Origin of the sequence: Paenibacillus sp. VTT E-133291, from assembly GCF_002264395.1 — a bacterium.
GTDB classification, from domain to species: Bacteria; Bacillota; Bacilli; order Paenibacillales; family Paenibacillaceae; genus Paenibacillus_AQ; species Paenibacillus_AQ nitricinens.
The window spans coordinates 46,326-61,685 of the sequence record NZ_NFVA01000039.1 but is presented as its reverse complement, the minus strand read 5'-3'; the positions used below and the strand labels follow the sequence as shown (position 1 = coordinate 61,685).

Genomic DNA, 15,360 nt, shown 5'->3' with positions numbered 1-15,360 from the left:
TCCTGGGAGAGTAGGACGTTGCCAAGCACAATTAGACCACTGTTGAGTAATCGACAGTGGCTTTTTTGCGTTTATTATAGACTGTGGAAAACTTGTGGATAAACTTTTGGATTTGCAGAAAAGTTACGCACATGTGGATAGATGATTGAAAGAGAAATAAGCCCTAAATAGTGTCGATTAAATACATATTTATATGGATCTGTCAACAGAAAACCTAAGTAGTACACGGGTTGCTGTGGATATAACCGGGATTATGTGGATAGAGCTATTGATAAGTGGATAACTATTTTAACTTGGATGTGACAAGATTTCAAGACTATTTTTAAAACTGCATAGAGCTGTGGATAACTAAAAATAAAGTTATAAATAATGCAACAGATTAGCGCACAATTGACGCTCTTGTTATACTTATCCTAAAAGTAATTTTATAAAGGATGAGGTGAGTTTGTGGTAATAAGACAGTTACGTTCAGAAGAATTTGATGCGAGCATGAACTTGTCAGAATATGCTTTTCAGTACAAGCTTCCTAGTGAAAAAAGGGCAAGTGCAAAGGAAAGATTCAAGGCTGAACAGGTATGGGGTGCTTTTGAGGATGGAACATTGGAAGCTAAATTGACGATTATTCCTCTCCAAGTCTACATACAGGGCAGAGTGGTACCTATGGGTGGTATAGCAGGAGTAGCTACATGGCCAGAGAACCGCAGACAAGGGCATGTGGCAAATCTTTTGTCTCATGCGCTGCATACGATGAATGAGGCAGGTCAAACGCTCTCTTTTCTACACCCGTTCCTGATTCCGTTTTATCGTAAATTTGGCTGGGAGGTTTATTGTGAATATAAGAAATACTCTATTCCAGTAGCGAAGTTTCCCAAAAAGGTTGAAGTTGAGGGCAAGGTTAAACGGGACATCAAAAATATCGAAGTATTGGATAGCCTATACAATCGATTCGCTGTTAGTTATAACGGGACACTTAAGCGCGATTTGGACTGGTGGGAGAACTCTGTTCTAGAAGATGAAGGAAAGAGTGTAGTATTTTACTCCAAGAGTGGTGAACCAGAGGGATATGTGCTGTATAAGGTAGAGAACAGAGAACTGGTCATTGATGAATTTGTTTTTTTGAATGAACAAGCTCGGCAGGGGCTGTGGACATTTCTTGCGAACCATGATTCGATGGTGACCGGTGCATCCTTAAAGCTGGTGCCTTCGGATGACATGTTACCTTTCTTGCTGCCAGATCCACGTATAGGACAAGAGAATTATCCTTATTTTATGGGGCGGATTGTTAATGCCAAGTCATTCATTGAAACTTACACCTTCAGAGGAAACAGTAGTCAAAAGAAGCAGCTTATATATATCGAAGATAAGTATGCACCTTGGAATGATGGGTTATGGGCATGGAATATCTCTAATGAGGGATCGGCTACTTTGACACGAGTGGAAGGGGAACGGGCGGAAGCAGACTTAAGCTGTGATATAGGCACATTGACGGCCTTGATGCTTGGATACAAACGACCAACAGAGATGGCTCGTTATGGAAGTGTCTCTGGCCACGCAGCAGCACTGGAATGGTTTGAAGAAATTATTCCACAAGCACAGACAGCTTTATTTGATCATTTTTAAAATATAAGAAAGCATAAGTTCAACGCAATACATTATCGTTATATTTCTCGCATAAACGCTTATCGTCCTAATAAGGACAACGAAGACGTTTAATCTTGACAAAAATTAGGCTCTCCCCTTCGAAAGAAGTTGGGAGAGTTCTTTATTTCCGAATACATTCGCTGAAAAAAGTGAAAAATAAGAGAATCCACTTGGAATTAGCACAGAATATGTTATAATATTAAAAAGTCAAAGAAAGTCAAAGTCAACGAAGCTTAATGACAACGATCCGATCCTTTGAACGCGTGGGATTATCCACAAATGTTTAAATTCAATTAAAGACCATTGTCATTATGAATGCAAGTTGCAATCGGTATTATAAAGATTTAAGCACTGGAGGATGAGTGATGCGCAATATCTCTGATATTATCGAACAATATCTGAAGAATATTTTGCATGAAAGTCCCGAAGGTACGGTGGAAATCCAGCGAAATGACCTGGCGGACCAGTTCTCATGCGTACCGTCACAGATCAATTATGTCATCAGTACACGCTTTACTCTGGAAAAAGGTTATGTGGTGGAAAGTAAGCGGGGTGGCGGGGGATATATTCGTATTCAACGTTTTGAATTACCACCAAACGTGGCACTGCATGCCCATTTAAACCATACTATAGGTGGCGGGATTGATCAGAACGCTGCTGAAGGGCTGATTTATCAGCTGGAGGAAGCTGGTTTTCTAAGTAAGCGTGAAGCGTGCCTTATGCGCGCTGCTGTTTCTCGGGAATGCCTAACGGTTAAGATTCCATACCGGGATGAGATTCGTGCCAAGATTATGAAGGCGATGTTAATCTCTTTGTTAGGCAAATAATTGTCAACCATAAGGGAGGGGCTTTCGCTTATGCAATGCCAGGAATGTGGCGTCAAGCCGGCAACACTCCACTTCACTAAGATCGTGAATGGAGAGAAGACAGAGTTTCATATCTGCGAGAGCTGTGCACGGGAGAAGGGTGAACTCATTCCCGGAACGGCTGGGGGATTCTCTATCCACAGTCTGCTCTCAGGTCTGCTTGATCTTGAAGGTGCCGGCAAGGAGAAGTCGGCTGCAACGAAGACTACGCAGAGTCTGCAGTGTGAGAATTGTGGGATGACGTATTCCCAGTTTAGCAAATTAGGCCGTTTTGGCTGTAGCTCCTGCTATGAGTATTTTAACAGTGCACTGGACCCGCTTTTTAAGCGAGTGCATGGCAGTACTTCACATGTAGGTAAGATTCCGAAACGTGCAGGAGCTCAGATTGTATTTAGACGCCAAATTGATGAACTCAAGCAGGAATTACAGCAAAGTATTACACAAGAGGAATTCGAGAAAGCAGCGGAGCTGCGAGATCAGATTCGTAAACTTGAAAAAGAAATAGCACAAGAGTAAAGTCTTTGATATATAGGGGGGATATGACATGTCAAGTCTCCGATTTACTGAACAAGCGCTTAGTGATTGGATGCGTTCTGGAGGTAGTCACTCCGAGATTGTAATTAGCAGTCGTATGCGTATTGCCCGTAATCTAGAGCATCTTCCGTTCCCAATGCTGGCTTCCTTAGAGCAATCGGAAGAAGTATTAGAGCTACTGGCTCCTGTGTTTCATGAGGAAGCAGCTGCAGATTTCGGATCTTTTCAACTCCTAAAGCTTGATGAAGTGAATGAACTGGACAAAAAGGTACTGGTTGAGAAGCATCTAATCAGTCCTAACTTGGCTAATGATTCGCGCAGTGCGGCTGTCTTATTAAATGAAGATGAGTCGGTCAGCATCATGATTAACGAAGAGGACCATCTGCGAATCCAATGTCTGTTTCCTGGTCTTCAGGTCAGAGAAGCATGGGAACGTGCGACGGCGATTGATGATATATTCGAGGCAGCTGTCAATTACGCTTTTGATGATAAAAGAGGATATTTGACTAGTTGCCCCACCAATGTGGGTACTGGGCTTCGTGCCTCGGTAATGCTGCATCTGCCAGCGCTTGTAATGACTCATCAGATCAACCGCATATTGTCTGCAGTGAACCAAGTGGGATTGACTGTAAGAGGAATTTACGGTGAGGGTAGCGAAGCAGTAGGGAACATCTTTCAAATTTCTAATCAGATCACTCTCGGTCAAACGGAAAGTGAAATTATAGAGAACCTTCACAGTGTAGTTACCCAGATTATAGAGCATGAGCGAAATGCACGTGAACGGTTGCTTGTTGATTCCGCCTTGAGAATAACAGACCGAGTGAAGCGTTCTTACGGAATTTTATGTTATGCAGCTCTTATGGAGCTTAAAGAATCTGCTCAACGCCTGTCTGATGTGAGACTTGGAGTTGACCTTGGCATTCTGGAAGGCCTTTCGATTTCAGTGCTTAATGAACTTAACGTTAAGACACAGCCAGGATTTCTGCAGAAGATGTTCGGCGATGAGCTGAACGCCACTGAACGAGATATGTATCGGGCAAAACTGCTCCGAGAGACATTGGGAACACAACATTAATATAGATATTTACTATTCATGGAGGTGCAGGAGATATGATGTTTGGAAGATTTACGGAACGCGCACAAAAAGTGCTAGCGCTGGCGCAGGAAGAAGCTGTTCGTTTAGGACACAACAATATTGGTACAGAACATATTTTGCTCGGACTTATTCGTGAAGGAGACGGCATTGCTGCTAAGGCATTAATAGCTTTAGGGCTAGGTCTTGAAAAAATCCAGGACGAAGTGGAGACATTGATTGGCAGAGGTCAAGAACAGCCTACGAACATTGCTTATACTCCTCGCGCTAAAAAAGTGATTGAGCTGTCGATGGACGAAGCCCGCAAATTGGGTCATACGTATGTTGGCACTGAGCATATTTTGCTTGGACTTATCCGTGAAGGGGAAGGTGTCGCGGCTCGTGTGCTTAATAACCTCGGCATCAGCTTGAACAAAGCTCGTCAACAAGTGCTTCAGCTCCTGGGAAGCAGCGAGGCTGCCTCTAGTCATAGCGGGACTCCGGCTAACGTCAGCACACCGACCCTAGATGGTCTAGCGCGCGATTTGACCGCTTATGCTAAGGAAGGCAATCTAGACCCAGTTATCGGCCGTAGTAAGGAAATTGAACGTGTTATTCAGGTACTGAGTCGCCGGACTAAGAATAACCCGGTACTGATCGGTGAACCTGGTGTTGGTAAAACAGCTATCGCTGAAGGACTTGCACAAAAGATTATCAATAATGAAATCCCAGAAACACTTCGCGACAAACGCGTCATGACGCTCGACATGGGCTCAGTAGTGGCTGGAACAAAATATCGCGGTGAGTTTGAAGACCGCCTCAAGAAAATTATGGATGAGATTCGCCAAGCAGGTAATATCGTGCTCTTTATCGATGAGCTTCATACGCTAATCGGTGCTGGTGGCGCGGAAGGTGCGATTGACGCATCTAACATTCTGAAACCGGCGTTAGCCCGTGGAGAACTTCAGTGCATTGGTGCGACTACGCTTGACGAATATCGTAAATATATTGAAAAAGATGCAGCACTCGAGCGACGTTTCCAACCGATCACGGTGGATCAGCCGTCTCCTGAGGAAGCGGTCCAAATACTGTTCGGACTTCGCGACCGTTATGAAGCGCATCACCGTGTGAAGATTACGGATGAAGCTATTGTGGAAGCAGTGAAGTTGTCCGACCGTTACATCCCGGACCGTTTCCTGCCAGATAAAGCGATTGACCTTATCGATGAAGCAGGATCTAAAGTAAGGCTTCATTCTTACACCATCCCGCCAAATCTGAAGGAACTTGAAATGCGCTTGGATGATATCCGCAAGGAGAAGGATTCCGCAGTGCAGAGTCAAGAGTTTGAAAAAGCGGCGGCCTTGCGTGATACAGAGCAAAAAATCCGTGAAGAACTCGATACGACAAAGAATCAATGGAAAGAAAAACAGGGTCGCACGGATTCAGAGGTTACACCTGAAGACATTGCACAGGTTGTAGCTAGCTGGACGGGTATACCTGTAAGCAAGCTGAAGGAAGAGGAGACCGACCGTCTACTTAACATGGAGGCTTTACTGCATGAACGAGTGATCGGTCAGGACGAAGCTGTTAAGGCAGTTAGCCGGGCACTGCGCCGTGCGCGTGCGGGTCTTAAAGATCCGAAACGCCCAATGGGTTCTTTTATCTTCCTCGGTCCTACAGGTGTAGGTAAAACTGAGTTGGCTCGTGCATTGGCTGAAGCCATGTTCGGCGATGAGAATGCGGTCATCCGTATTGATATGTCGGAATACATGGAGAAGCACTCCACGTCCCGCTTAGTCGGAGCTCCTCCTGGATATGTTGGCTATGAAGAAGGCGGCCAATTAACCGAGAAGGTACGCCGTAAACCTTATTCTGTAGTGCTGCTTGATGAAATTGAAAAAGCGCACCCAGAAGTATTCAACATTTTGCTGCAAGTACTTGAAGATGGTCGATTAACTGACTCTAAAGGACGGGTAGTCGATTTCCGTAATACATTAATTATTCTGACTTCTAACGTAGGCGCACAAGCGATCAAGAAGAATTCGACACTTGGATTCACAGCTGTGCAAGATGCTGGAGCAGAATACGGTAATATGAAGGGCAAGGTTATGGAAGAGCTGAAGAAGAGCTTCCGTCCAGAGTTCTTGAACCGGATTGACGAAATCATCGTCTTCCACTCCCTTGATGAGAAGCATATTGCTGAAATCGTTACGTTGATGTCTGATGAGCTGCGCAAGCGACTGCGTGAATATGATGTTGATTTCGTACTCACGGATGCGGCGAAGGCTTTCCTGGCTAAGGAAGGCTACGACCCAGCCTTTGGTGCACGTCCATTGCGTCGTGCGATTCAGAAGCATATTGAAGACCGTCTTTCCGAGGAATTGCTCCGAGGAAATATCCAAAAGGGTGATTCGCTCAACATTGATGAAGTTGGCGGAGAACTTGTAGTGAATAAAGTGGATGCTCCTGTAGCGCCATTGCTTGAAAAAGAAGTAGAATCCGAATAAAAAAATGGAATAAAAAAAGCTTCCGCTCCTCAGTTTATAGAGGGGCGGAAGCTTTTTTAATATAAATTTATCACTTAAAAATATACATTTAGTACAAATTCCGAATGACCTTTCGTTAAAGGGGCAGAAATGGTAAACTTTCATTAGAAGAAAATATCCGCAATTTAAAAGTTCGGAACCGTAAGGAGAACAAATGGCTAAACCAAAAACTAAATTTTTCTGCACCGACTGTGGATACGAATCACCAAAATGGTTCGGGAAATGTCCCGGGTGCCAAGCTTGGAACTCCATGGTGGAGGAAACAGAAAGCGTAGTCAAAACACAGGGAATGAATGCCCCTATTTTTCATAGTAAAGAAAAGGCACAATCGATCATAAGTATAGAAAGTGACAAGGAACCGCGCATACTGACAGGTATAGGTGAGCTTAACCGTGTTCTCGGTGGGGGGATCGTGCCAGGATCGCTGGTACTAGTAGGGGGAGACCCAGGAATCGGTAAATCTACGCTCTTATTACAGACGTCGCATGCTCTGACAACTCAGGGATTGCGAGTACTGTACATTTCGGGCGAAGAATCGGTAAGGCAAACTAAGCTGCGTGCGGATCGCCTCGGGGCGTTGTCAGCTGAGCTATATGTACTATGTGAGACGAATATGGAAAGCATAGAAGAAGCGATTGAACAAATTCAGCCGCAATTTCTTGTTATCGATTCGATTCAGACTGTATTTATGCCAGAAGTAACTAGTGCGCCAGGCAGTGTGACCCAGGTTCGGGAATGTACGACAAGATTTATGCGTATCGCTAAGATTCGGGGAATTGCTACAGTTCTCGTTGGGCATGTCACTAAGGAAGGCGCTATTGCAGGCCCACGGATGCTTGAACATATGGTGGATTGTGTGCTGTATTTTGAGGGAGAGCGGCATCATACGTATAGACTCCTGCGGGCTGTAAAGAACCGCTTCGGTTCAACGAATGAAATCGGCATTTTCGAAATGGGTGAAGTGGGTCTAACCGAAGTAGAAAATCCATCAGAGCTCTTTTTGTCGGAGCGTCCACTCGGCGTAGCCGGATCTACAGTTGTGGCCAGTATGGAAGGGACTAGACCGGTGCTTGTTGAGCTTCAGGCTCTTGTCGCTGCCACTCATTTCCCCTCCCCTCGCCGGATGTGCACAGGTATGGATCACCAGCGGATGGCACTCATTATCGCTGTACTGGAGAAGCGGATGGGTATGTTCCTGCAAAATCAGGATGCTTACCTTAATGTAGCTGGAGGAGTAAAGCTGGATGAACCGGCGATTGATTTAGCAGTAGCTATTAGTATCGCTTCCAGCTTTCGTGATATTTCAACAAAACCTTACGATGTTTTCTTCGGTGAAGTAGGACTTACAGGTGAAGTAAGAGGTGTTTCGCGCGCGGAAATGCGTGTGAAGGAGGCCGCGAAGCTAGGCTTCCGGCGGGTGATCATGCCAGAGAAAAGTTTGAAAGGCTGGAAGCACCCGCAAGATATCCAGATTATTGGCGTCAGTACCGTAGCAGATGCACTATCGGTCGCGTTAGATTAGGGGGCACAGGGATTATGAAAGAATATAACCAATTAGAGAATATGAATGATCTGCTCAGACTGGCGGCACCGGGGACACCCTTTCGGGAAGGTCTTGAGAATGTGCTGCGCGCTAAGACGGGAGCACTAATCGTCGTTGGATATAGTCCTGAGGTGATGGAGGTAGTGGATGGGGGATTCTCCATTAACTGCGATTTTTCGCCCAATTATTTATATGAGCTTGCCAAAATGGACGGTGCCATTATTCTTAGTGAGGATTTGAAACGCATTTTGTATGCAAATACACAGCTAATTCCGGATTCGTCCATCTCTTCCATCGAGACAGGCATTCGTCACCGGACCGCCGAGCGCGTAGCGAAGCAAACAGGTAAACTGGTGGTTTCTATTTCACAGCGCCGCAATATCATTACCCTGTATCAAGGTTCCATTCGGTATGCGTTAAAAGAAATCGGAGCTATCTTGGCTAAAGCTAATCAAGCGATTCAGACCCTCGAAAAGTACAAAGCGGTTCTTACACAAGGACTGACGAATTTGTCTGCTTCGGAGTATGAGGGAATCGTAACCGTGGCCGAAGTGGTCGGAGTGATTCAGCGGGTAGAGATGGTTTTACGCATAAAAATGGAGATTAAACGATATATAAATGAACTAGGCAACGAAGGGCGCTTAATCAGCATGCAGATGGAAGAACTGGTTGGAAATACAGAGGAAGAAGCATGGCTCCTATACAGAGACTATGCTAAGGAAGAGCAAGAAGATAAAATTCGTGAAATTATTGCCGGTCTCAAACGTATTAGTGATGATGACCTAATGGATGACAACCATATTGCTCGATTGTTGGGCTACTCTTCTACGGCAATTTCTTCTGAAGAGGTGGTTACTCCGCGTGGATATCGCCTGCTTAATAAGATTCCGCGGCTTCCAAATGTGATCATTCATAATCTGGTGGAGCGGTTTGAAATGCTGCCTAATTTGATGTCTGCAAGCATAGCTGAACTGGATGAAGTGGACGGAATTGGGGAGGTGCGGGCTCGTAATATTCAGGATGGGCTCAAACGTTTACAGAAGCAAGTTCTTATTGACAGGCAAATGTAAATAACATACAATCACGTAATATTGGAGCTGTTTAAGGCCAATGTGAGAAAACTGAGGTGAAGAAATGATACAAAAATCAATTCCGAGTCTTTTTACCATAGGTAACTTGATGCTCGGAATGTTTGGTATCATGATGGCGTTTGACGGTAAAGTTAGCATGGCCGCTATCATGGTTATTATTGCTATGCTGTTAGACGGATTAGATGGCCGAGTTGCTCGTGCACTTAAATGTGAGAGTGAATTTGGTAAGGAACTGGACTCTTTGTCTGATGTCGTTTCTTTTGGAGTAGCACCTGCTGTTATTATGTACGTCTCAAGCCTGCATGATTTAAATTCTGCATTAGCCTGGACAGTAACTGCAATTTTCCCGGTGTTTGGTGCATTGCGCCTAGCTCGCTTTAATGTTCATCCAGGAGTTCCTGGTTATTTCATTGGATTGCCAATTCCTGCTGCTGGTGGTGTACTTGCCACATTAGCTCTTTTTAATAAAGATGTTTCCGCTCCATTTATGATCGTGGCTACATTGCTTTTATCATATTTGATGGTCAGCACTGTTAAATATCCTAATTTTAAGAAGGTTGGATTACCTAAAAAAGTGGTTGTCGGAGCGCCAGTAGTCATTGTTGTTGCGGTGGCTGTTGCTGTTGTGTTCCCTGAACAAATTGCTAAGCTAATCTTCGTCTTACTTGGGATTTACGCGTTATATGGTTTTAAACAAAACATTGATCGATTGACAGCCAGACGCCGTCACCGTCGTAGAAGACGTTCTGAAGATAAAGTGTATCACTCGAAGAACGGTTAAAGCAGTCTTGTAGTAAGGTTGAACTAATATAATTATAGCTAGAGGCTTTGTCGTCCTTAGGGGATGGCAAAGCCTTTTTGCAATTCCAGCGCTATCCCAAGTTTATCGTCTTGAAAATTGGAACATACTGGTGAGGTATTGATCATTCAAGGATGAATAAAAAGGAGGTGCGTTAGGTTATGTGGAAAAAAGTGATATTGTCTTTTGCTTTAATATGTGGTGCTTGGTCTGGTTTTTCGCTATACCATGCGCTTGAAAGAGGATTCCCTAAGGGGATGGAAAAGCTGAGTGAAAGTTTACCTGTAGAGGGAAGCATTTTGTTTACGGTGCTGGGTGCCATTATTTTTTTGTTTGCGGGGTCTTTATGCGCGGAATGGGGAGGTTCAAAACTGCGGGAGGCGGTTCTGTACTGTTCGCGTATACCAATGAATGAATTAGCTGCAGGTGCAGCTGGGCTTACAGGGGGGCTTTTGCTATCTCTTCTGTTATATCCTGCAATGATTTGGCTTGGAAAAGCTGGGCAGTTGCTGCAGGTACCCGTTACGTTAGCTTTTGGATATATGGGGCTGCGGATCGGTCTGGAGAAAAAAGAGGAACTAGCTGCACTTTGGACAACTGGACGCTGGGGGCAAGCGGCTGAGCCGGAAGGTCGTGGGCTGGAGGAACATAAAATCCTCGATACAAGCGTTATTATTGATGGTCGGATCGCTGATATTTGCAAAACCGGATTTATTGAAGGAACGATTGTCATACCGGAATTCGTACTTGAGGAGCTCCAGCACATCGCAGATTCTTCGGATCTTTTGAAACGGAATCGTGGACGGCGGGGACTTGATATACTCAATAAAATCCAAAAAGAGCTCGATGTGAAGGTGTTAATCTATGAGGGAGATTTTGAAGAAATCTCTGAGGTGGATAGTAAGCTGGTGAAGTTAGCGAAGGTGCTGCGAGGTAAAGTAGTTACTAATGACTTCAACTTGAATAAGGTTTGCGAATTACAGGGAGTCTCAGTCCTGAATATTAATGATCTTGCGAATGCCGTGAAGCCCGTAGTGTTACCTGGTGAGGAAATCGTAGTTCAGGTCATTAAGGATGGCAAAGAGCATGGACAAGGGGTAGCCTATTTAGACGATGGAACAATGATCGTTGTGGAAGGCGGACGGGAATACATCGGAACCACGATGGAGGTTCTCGTCACGAGTGTGCTTCAAACTTCAGCTGGACGGATGATATTTGCGAAGCCAAAGCTGCTGGAAAAAGCACAATAAGCGTAGATAAAGTGCACGGCAAATGTCCTATGGGTTGGAAATGCCCGCCAAACACGTTATGATGGGAATATACGTGAAAGACAGGAGCCTGAGTAATGTCAAACAGTGTGGGCGTCGTCATTGTGGCGGCAGGCAGAGGAACGCGAATGGGGACTGTAGAGAGCAAGCAATATCTGTTACTACAGGGTAAACCAGTAATCGTTCATACGCTGGAAGTATTTCAGCAGCATGACTTGATTTCCGAAATCGTGCTCGTAACCGGTAAGGAAGATATTGAGCGTTGCCGGGAATGGATACAGCTCTATAAGCTGGACAAGGTTAAGGCTATAGTGGCTGGTGGATCTGAGCGTCAGCATTCCGTACATAAAGGATTGTTGAAACTTACGACACAGTGGGTAATGGTACATGATGGTGTTCGTCCGTTTGTGCAGCCGAATGAAATTGAGGCATGTTACGAGCGAGCGAAGCAGATCGGCGCTTCAGTTCTTGCTGTACCCGTCAAAGATACGATCAAACAGGTAGATAACGAAGGTAGAGTACTGTCTACGCCGGATCGGCGAAGTCTGTGGGCGATTCAAACCCCGCAGACTTTTCGTCTTTCTGAATTGCTGGATGCCTATGCGGCCGCGGAGCGGGATGGATTTCTAGGTACTGATGATTCCAGCTTGGCAGAGCGTGCTGGTATTCCGGTTTCTGTGGTAGAGGGAAGCTACAGAAATATTAAGATTACGACGCCAGATGATTTGGATTTTGCAGAATTCACAGAAAGAAACAGGGGAGAGGGACAATCATGATCGCTGTAGGACAAGGATTTGATGTACATCAACTGGTTGAGGGAAGGCCTTGTATTATTGGAGGCGTTACGATTCCTTATGAAAAAGGATTAGTAGGACATTCCGATGCTGATGTTTTGCTGCACGCAGTAAGTGACGCGATTCTAGGCGCACTAGGACTTGGTGATATTGGCAGACATTTTCCGGACACAGATCCAGCGTTTAAGGACGCGGATAGCTTGAAATTATTAGAACAAGTGTGGGCACTTGCTAGAGAGCGAGGGTACAAGCTTGGGAATATCGATTCAACGATTATTGCCCAAAAACCAAAGATGGCGCCGTACATTCCACAAATGACGGAGATTATCGCTCGTGCGCTTCACGCGGACCCGTCCAAGGTGAACGTTAAAGCTACGACTACTGAACAGCTTGGTTTTGCCGGTCGTGGCGAAGGAATTGCCGCACAATCTATTGTCTGTCTACTCCAAGATGTGATATCATCTTGAGATGGTCTAAGTAGCAAATCTAAGTTTTAACCATATGAAGCGGAGGGAATATAATGACGGATCAAGTCCGGGTGCGTTATGCACCGAGCCCTACGGGACATTTACATATAGGTAACGCCAGAACGGCGCTGTTTAACTATCTGTTCGCCCGTAATCAAGGCGGTAAGTTCATCATCAGAATTGAAGATACAGACGTGAAGCGCAATGTCGCAGGCGGCGAAGAGAGCCAGCTTAAGTATTTGAAATGGCTAGGCATGGATTGGGATGAGAGTGTTGATGTTGGCGGAGAGTACGGACCTTACCGCCAGACTGAACGTCTTGACCTATATCGTGTATATTGGCAGGATTTGCTGGATAAAGGTTTGGCTTACCGCTGCTACTGCACAGAGGAAGAACTGGAAGCAGAACGTGAAGAACAGACTGCACGTGGAGAAACCCCTCGATATTCCGGCAAACACCGTGATTTGACGGAAGAACAACGCCTTGCCTTTGAAGCTGAGGGACGAGTAGCTAGCATTCGCTTCCGTGTACCAGAAGATCGTACGTACACGTTCGATGATATCGTAAAAGGTACTATTTCTTTTGATACGAAAGAAATGGGTGATTTTGTTATCGTGAAGAAGGACGGAATTCCGACCTATAACTTTGCGGTAGCTGTTGATGATTATTTGATGGCTATCACCCATGTACTACGTGGGGAAGATCATATTTCCAACACACCACGTCAGCTTATGATCTATGAGGCTCTTGGTTGGAAACCCCCAATATTTGGTCATATGACACTGATTGTCGGTGACAACCATAAGAAACTTAGCAAGCGGGATCAATCTGTAATTACATTTATTGAGCAATATGATGAATTGGGTTACTTGCCTGAGGCTTTGGTTAACTTCATTTCTCTACTGGGCTGGTCGCCAGAGGGAGAAGAGGAGATCTTCAGTAAAGAAGAACTTATTTCTATTTTTGATGCGGACCGTTTGTCCAAAAGTCCGGCTGTATTCGATAAGCACAAGCTGGCGCATCTAAATAATCACTATATTAAGCATGCTGATCCTAAACGGATCTCGGCATTAGCGATTCCACATCTGCAAAAAGCGGGAAAAATACCGGCTGAGCTGAATGATGAGCAGCAGGCATGGGCAGAAAGCCTTGTAGCACTGTATCAAGAGCAGATGACCTCTGCCTCCGATATCGTAGAGCTATCTGAACTATTCTTCCGCAGCCATCTGGAGTTAGAAACAGAAGCGGCGCAGGTTCTGGCGGAAAGCCAAGTGCCTGAAGTTTTGTCTGCTTTTCTAGCTAAGGTTGAAGCTTGTCAGGATTTCAGCGCTAGTAATATGGCTGTACTGATCAAGGAAGTGCAGAAAGAAACAGGGCACAAAGGCAAAGCGCTCTTTATGCCGATACGTGTGGCTTTAACCGGACAAACGCACGGACGTGATCTTAATATAACGATTGCTTTGCTCGGCCAAAACCGTGTCATCGAACGTTTGAAATCACAAATTAAAGGAGCTTAAGGTAGTATTACTTATCATTAAGCCTCTTGTCAGTCCCTTAGCTTTTACGCTAAGATAGAACCATATGATAATAGCTGTGATCAGGAGAAGTACGTCCATAAAGGCAATTGCCAGAGAGAATAACCGAGAAAGGGATACCCTTTCGGGCTGGGAGTTATTCATTTGTCCGGGGCAGAACATGCGCCTGTGAGCTGCACGGTTGAACGATCCTAAAGGCTCGTTAGATCGCGCCGGGTACATCGCCGTTAATGATGCCAAGTGGAACGAAGGAACTCTGCCGATGGTAACAACAGCAGTCTGTTTGATTCGTTCAAGCAGAGTGGAACCGCGGTTAAACGTCTCTGCAGCTTTATGCTGCAGGGGCTTTTTTTGTTTCGGGGTATCTTTTCTAATATAACAAACCAAGCAAACACCCACAGCATATGTATGATAAGAATGATGGATTGGAGACAATACCTTCCTTGTGTACCTGTAAACAGGAGATGGGGGAGTCAAGAAGAGAGGAACCGTGATGTTTAAGCATATTAAGTCGGACATTCGGGCGGTATTTGATAACGATCCCGCAGCCCGCAGCTGGTTCGAGGTTGTCTTCACATATGCAGGGTTGCACGCCATTTGGGGTCACCGGATTGCCCATTCTTTTTTCAAACGCCGCTGGTATACAATGGCCCGTATGGTCTCACAGTTTAGTAGATTTATGACCGGTGTTGAAATCCATCCCGGAGCTGTCATCGGAAATAGGCTGTTTATCGACCATGGTATGGGGATTGTTATTGGAGAAACCTGTGAAATCGGTGATGATGTTATTATCTATCAAGGGGTTACACTCGGGGGGACAGGGAAAGAAAAAGGTAAGCGCCATCCCACAGTTGGCAACAATGTAGTTATTGGTTCTGGTGCGAAGGTATTAGGATCGTTTCGTATCGGTGACAATTCAAATATAGGTTCGAATGCGGTTGTACTGCGTGAAGTCCCAAATAATAGTACGGTAGTAGGAAATCCGGGCCGTGTAGTAAAACGTAACGGTGAACGTGTATCCGATCGCTTGGATCATACCAAGATGCCAGACCCGCTTGTAGATTCACTTCGATTTCTGCAAAAAGAGATCGAAGAGATCAGAGAGAAGCTTGGCGGAGAAGATAAGCAAAAGACCGCGCAGCGGCTAGTCGAAACTCAGCAGTACATTGGTGATTACGAAATTTAAGCATATCCGGTACTTAAG

General features: G+C 45.1%; 13 protein-coding genes. All 13 read left to right on the top strand.

Features of this window, described 5'->3' with window-relative positions:
* The first annotated feature begins 447 nt into the window (after positions 1 to 447).
* Positions 448 to 1,620, top strand: coding sequence for a GNAT family N-acetyltransferase (locus tag CA598_RS16685; RefSeq protein WP_094877211.1), 1,173 nt, complete (start codon positions 448 to 450; stop codon positions 1,618 to 1,620).
* Between the two features lie 386 nt (positions 1,621 to 2,006).
* The gene (locus CA598_RS16680; RefSeq protein WP_042131251.1) at positions 2,007 to 2,468 is read left to right on the top strand and encodes a CtsR family transcriptional regulator; all 462 of its coding nucleotides are present in this window, start codon (positions 2,007 to 2,009) and stop codon (positions 2,466 to 2,468) included.
* Between the two features lie 30 nt (positions 2,469 to 2,498).
* A complete protein-coding gene (mcsA, locus tag CA598_RS16675; RefSeq protein ID WP_042192214.1) occupies positions 2,499 to 3,023 on the top strand; it encodes a protein-arginine kinase activator protein McsA in 525 nt (174 codons plus the stop codon).
* 28 nt (positions 3,024 to 3,051) lie between these two features.
* Positions 3,052 to 4,116 (top strand): protein-arginine kinase McsB, encoded by a 1,065-nt coding sequence (gene mcsB, locus CA598_RS16670; protein WP_042131249.1) that lies wholly within the window; start codon positions 3,052 to 3,054, stop codon positions 4,114 to 4,116.
* A gap of 35 nt (positions 4,117 to 4,151) precedes the next feature.
* Entirely contained in the window at positions 4,152 to 6,620 is a 2,469-nt protein-coding gene (clpC, locus tag CA598_RS16665) for an ATP-dependent protease ATP-binding subunit ClpC (protein ID WP_042131248.1), read from the top strand.
* Between the two features lie 193 nt (positions 6,621 to 6,813).
* Positions 6,814 to 8,181 (top strand): DNA repair protein RadA, encoded by a 1,368-nt coding sequence (gene radA / locus CA598_RS16660; protein WP_060625849.1) that lies wholly within the window; start codon positions 6,814 to 6,816, stop codon positions 8,179 to 8,181.
* A gap of 14 nt (positions 8,182 to 8,195) precedes the next feature.
* Complete coding sequence (disA, locus tag CA598_RS16655) at positions 8,196 to 9,272, top strand: DNA integrity scanning diadenylate cyclase DisA (protein WP_042131246.1); 1,077 nt, start codon at positions 8,196 to 8,198, stop codon at positions 9,270 to 9,272.
* 64 nt (positions 9,273 to 9,336) lie between these two features.
* A complete protein-coding gene (pssA, locus tag CA598_RS16650) occupies positions 9,337 to 10,074 on the top strand; it encodes a CDP-diacylglycerol--serine O-phosphatidyltransferase (protein WP_042192208.1) in 738 nt (245 codons plus the stop codon).
* 179 nt (positions 10,075 to 10,253) lie between these two features.
* Positions 10,254 to 11,342 (top strand): PIN/TRAM domain-containing protein, encoded by a 1,089-nt coding sequence (locus CA598_RS16645; protein ID WP_042131244.1) that lies wholly within the window; start codon positions 10,254 to 10,256, stop codon positions 11,340 to 11,342.
* 95 nt (positions 11,343 to 11,437) lie between these two features.
* Positions 11,438 to 12,136, top strand: coding sequence for a 2-C-methyl-D-erythritol 4-phosphate cytidylyltransferase (gene ispD, locus CA598_RS16640; RefSeq protein ID WP_094877210.1), 699 nt, complete (start codon positions 11,438 to 11,440; stop codon positions 12,134 to 12,136).
* Positions 12,133 to 12,621, top strand: coding sequence for a 2-C-methyl-D-erythritol 2,4-cyclodiphosphate synthase (gene ispF / locus CA598_RS16635; RefSeq protein ID WP_094877209.1), 489 nt, complete (start codon positions 12,133 to 12,135; stop codon positions 12,619 to 12,621). The genes ispD and ispF overlap by 4 nt, the downstream gene beginning before the upstream one ends.
* A 53-nt stretch (positions 12,622 to 12,674) precedes the next feature.
* Positions 12,675 to 14,138 carry a glutamate--tRNA ligase gene (gltX, locus tag CA598_RS16630; RefSeq protein ID WP_094877208.1) on the top strand — a complete coding sequence of 488 codons (1,464 nt, stop codon included), beginning with the start codon at positions 12,675 to 12,677 and terminating at the stop codon, positions 14,136 to 14,138.
* A 511-nt stretch (positions 14,139 to 14,649) separates the two neighbouring features.
* On the top strand, positions 14,650 to 15,342 hold the full coding sequence (gene cysE / locus CA598_RS16620) for a serine O-acetyltransferase (protein ID WP_094871863.1): 693 nt from the start codon (positions 14,650 to 14,652) through the stop codon (positions 15,340 to 15,342).
* Positions 15,343 to 15,360: the final 18 nt, after the last annotated feature.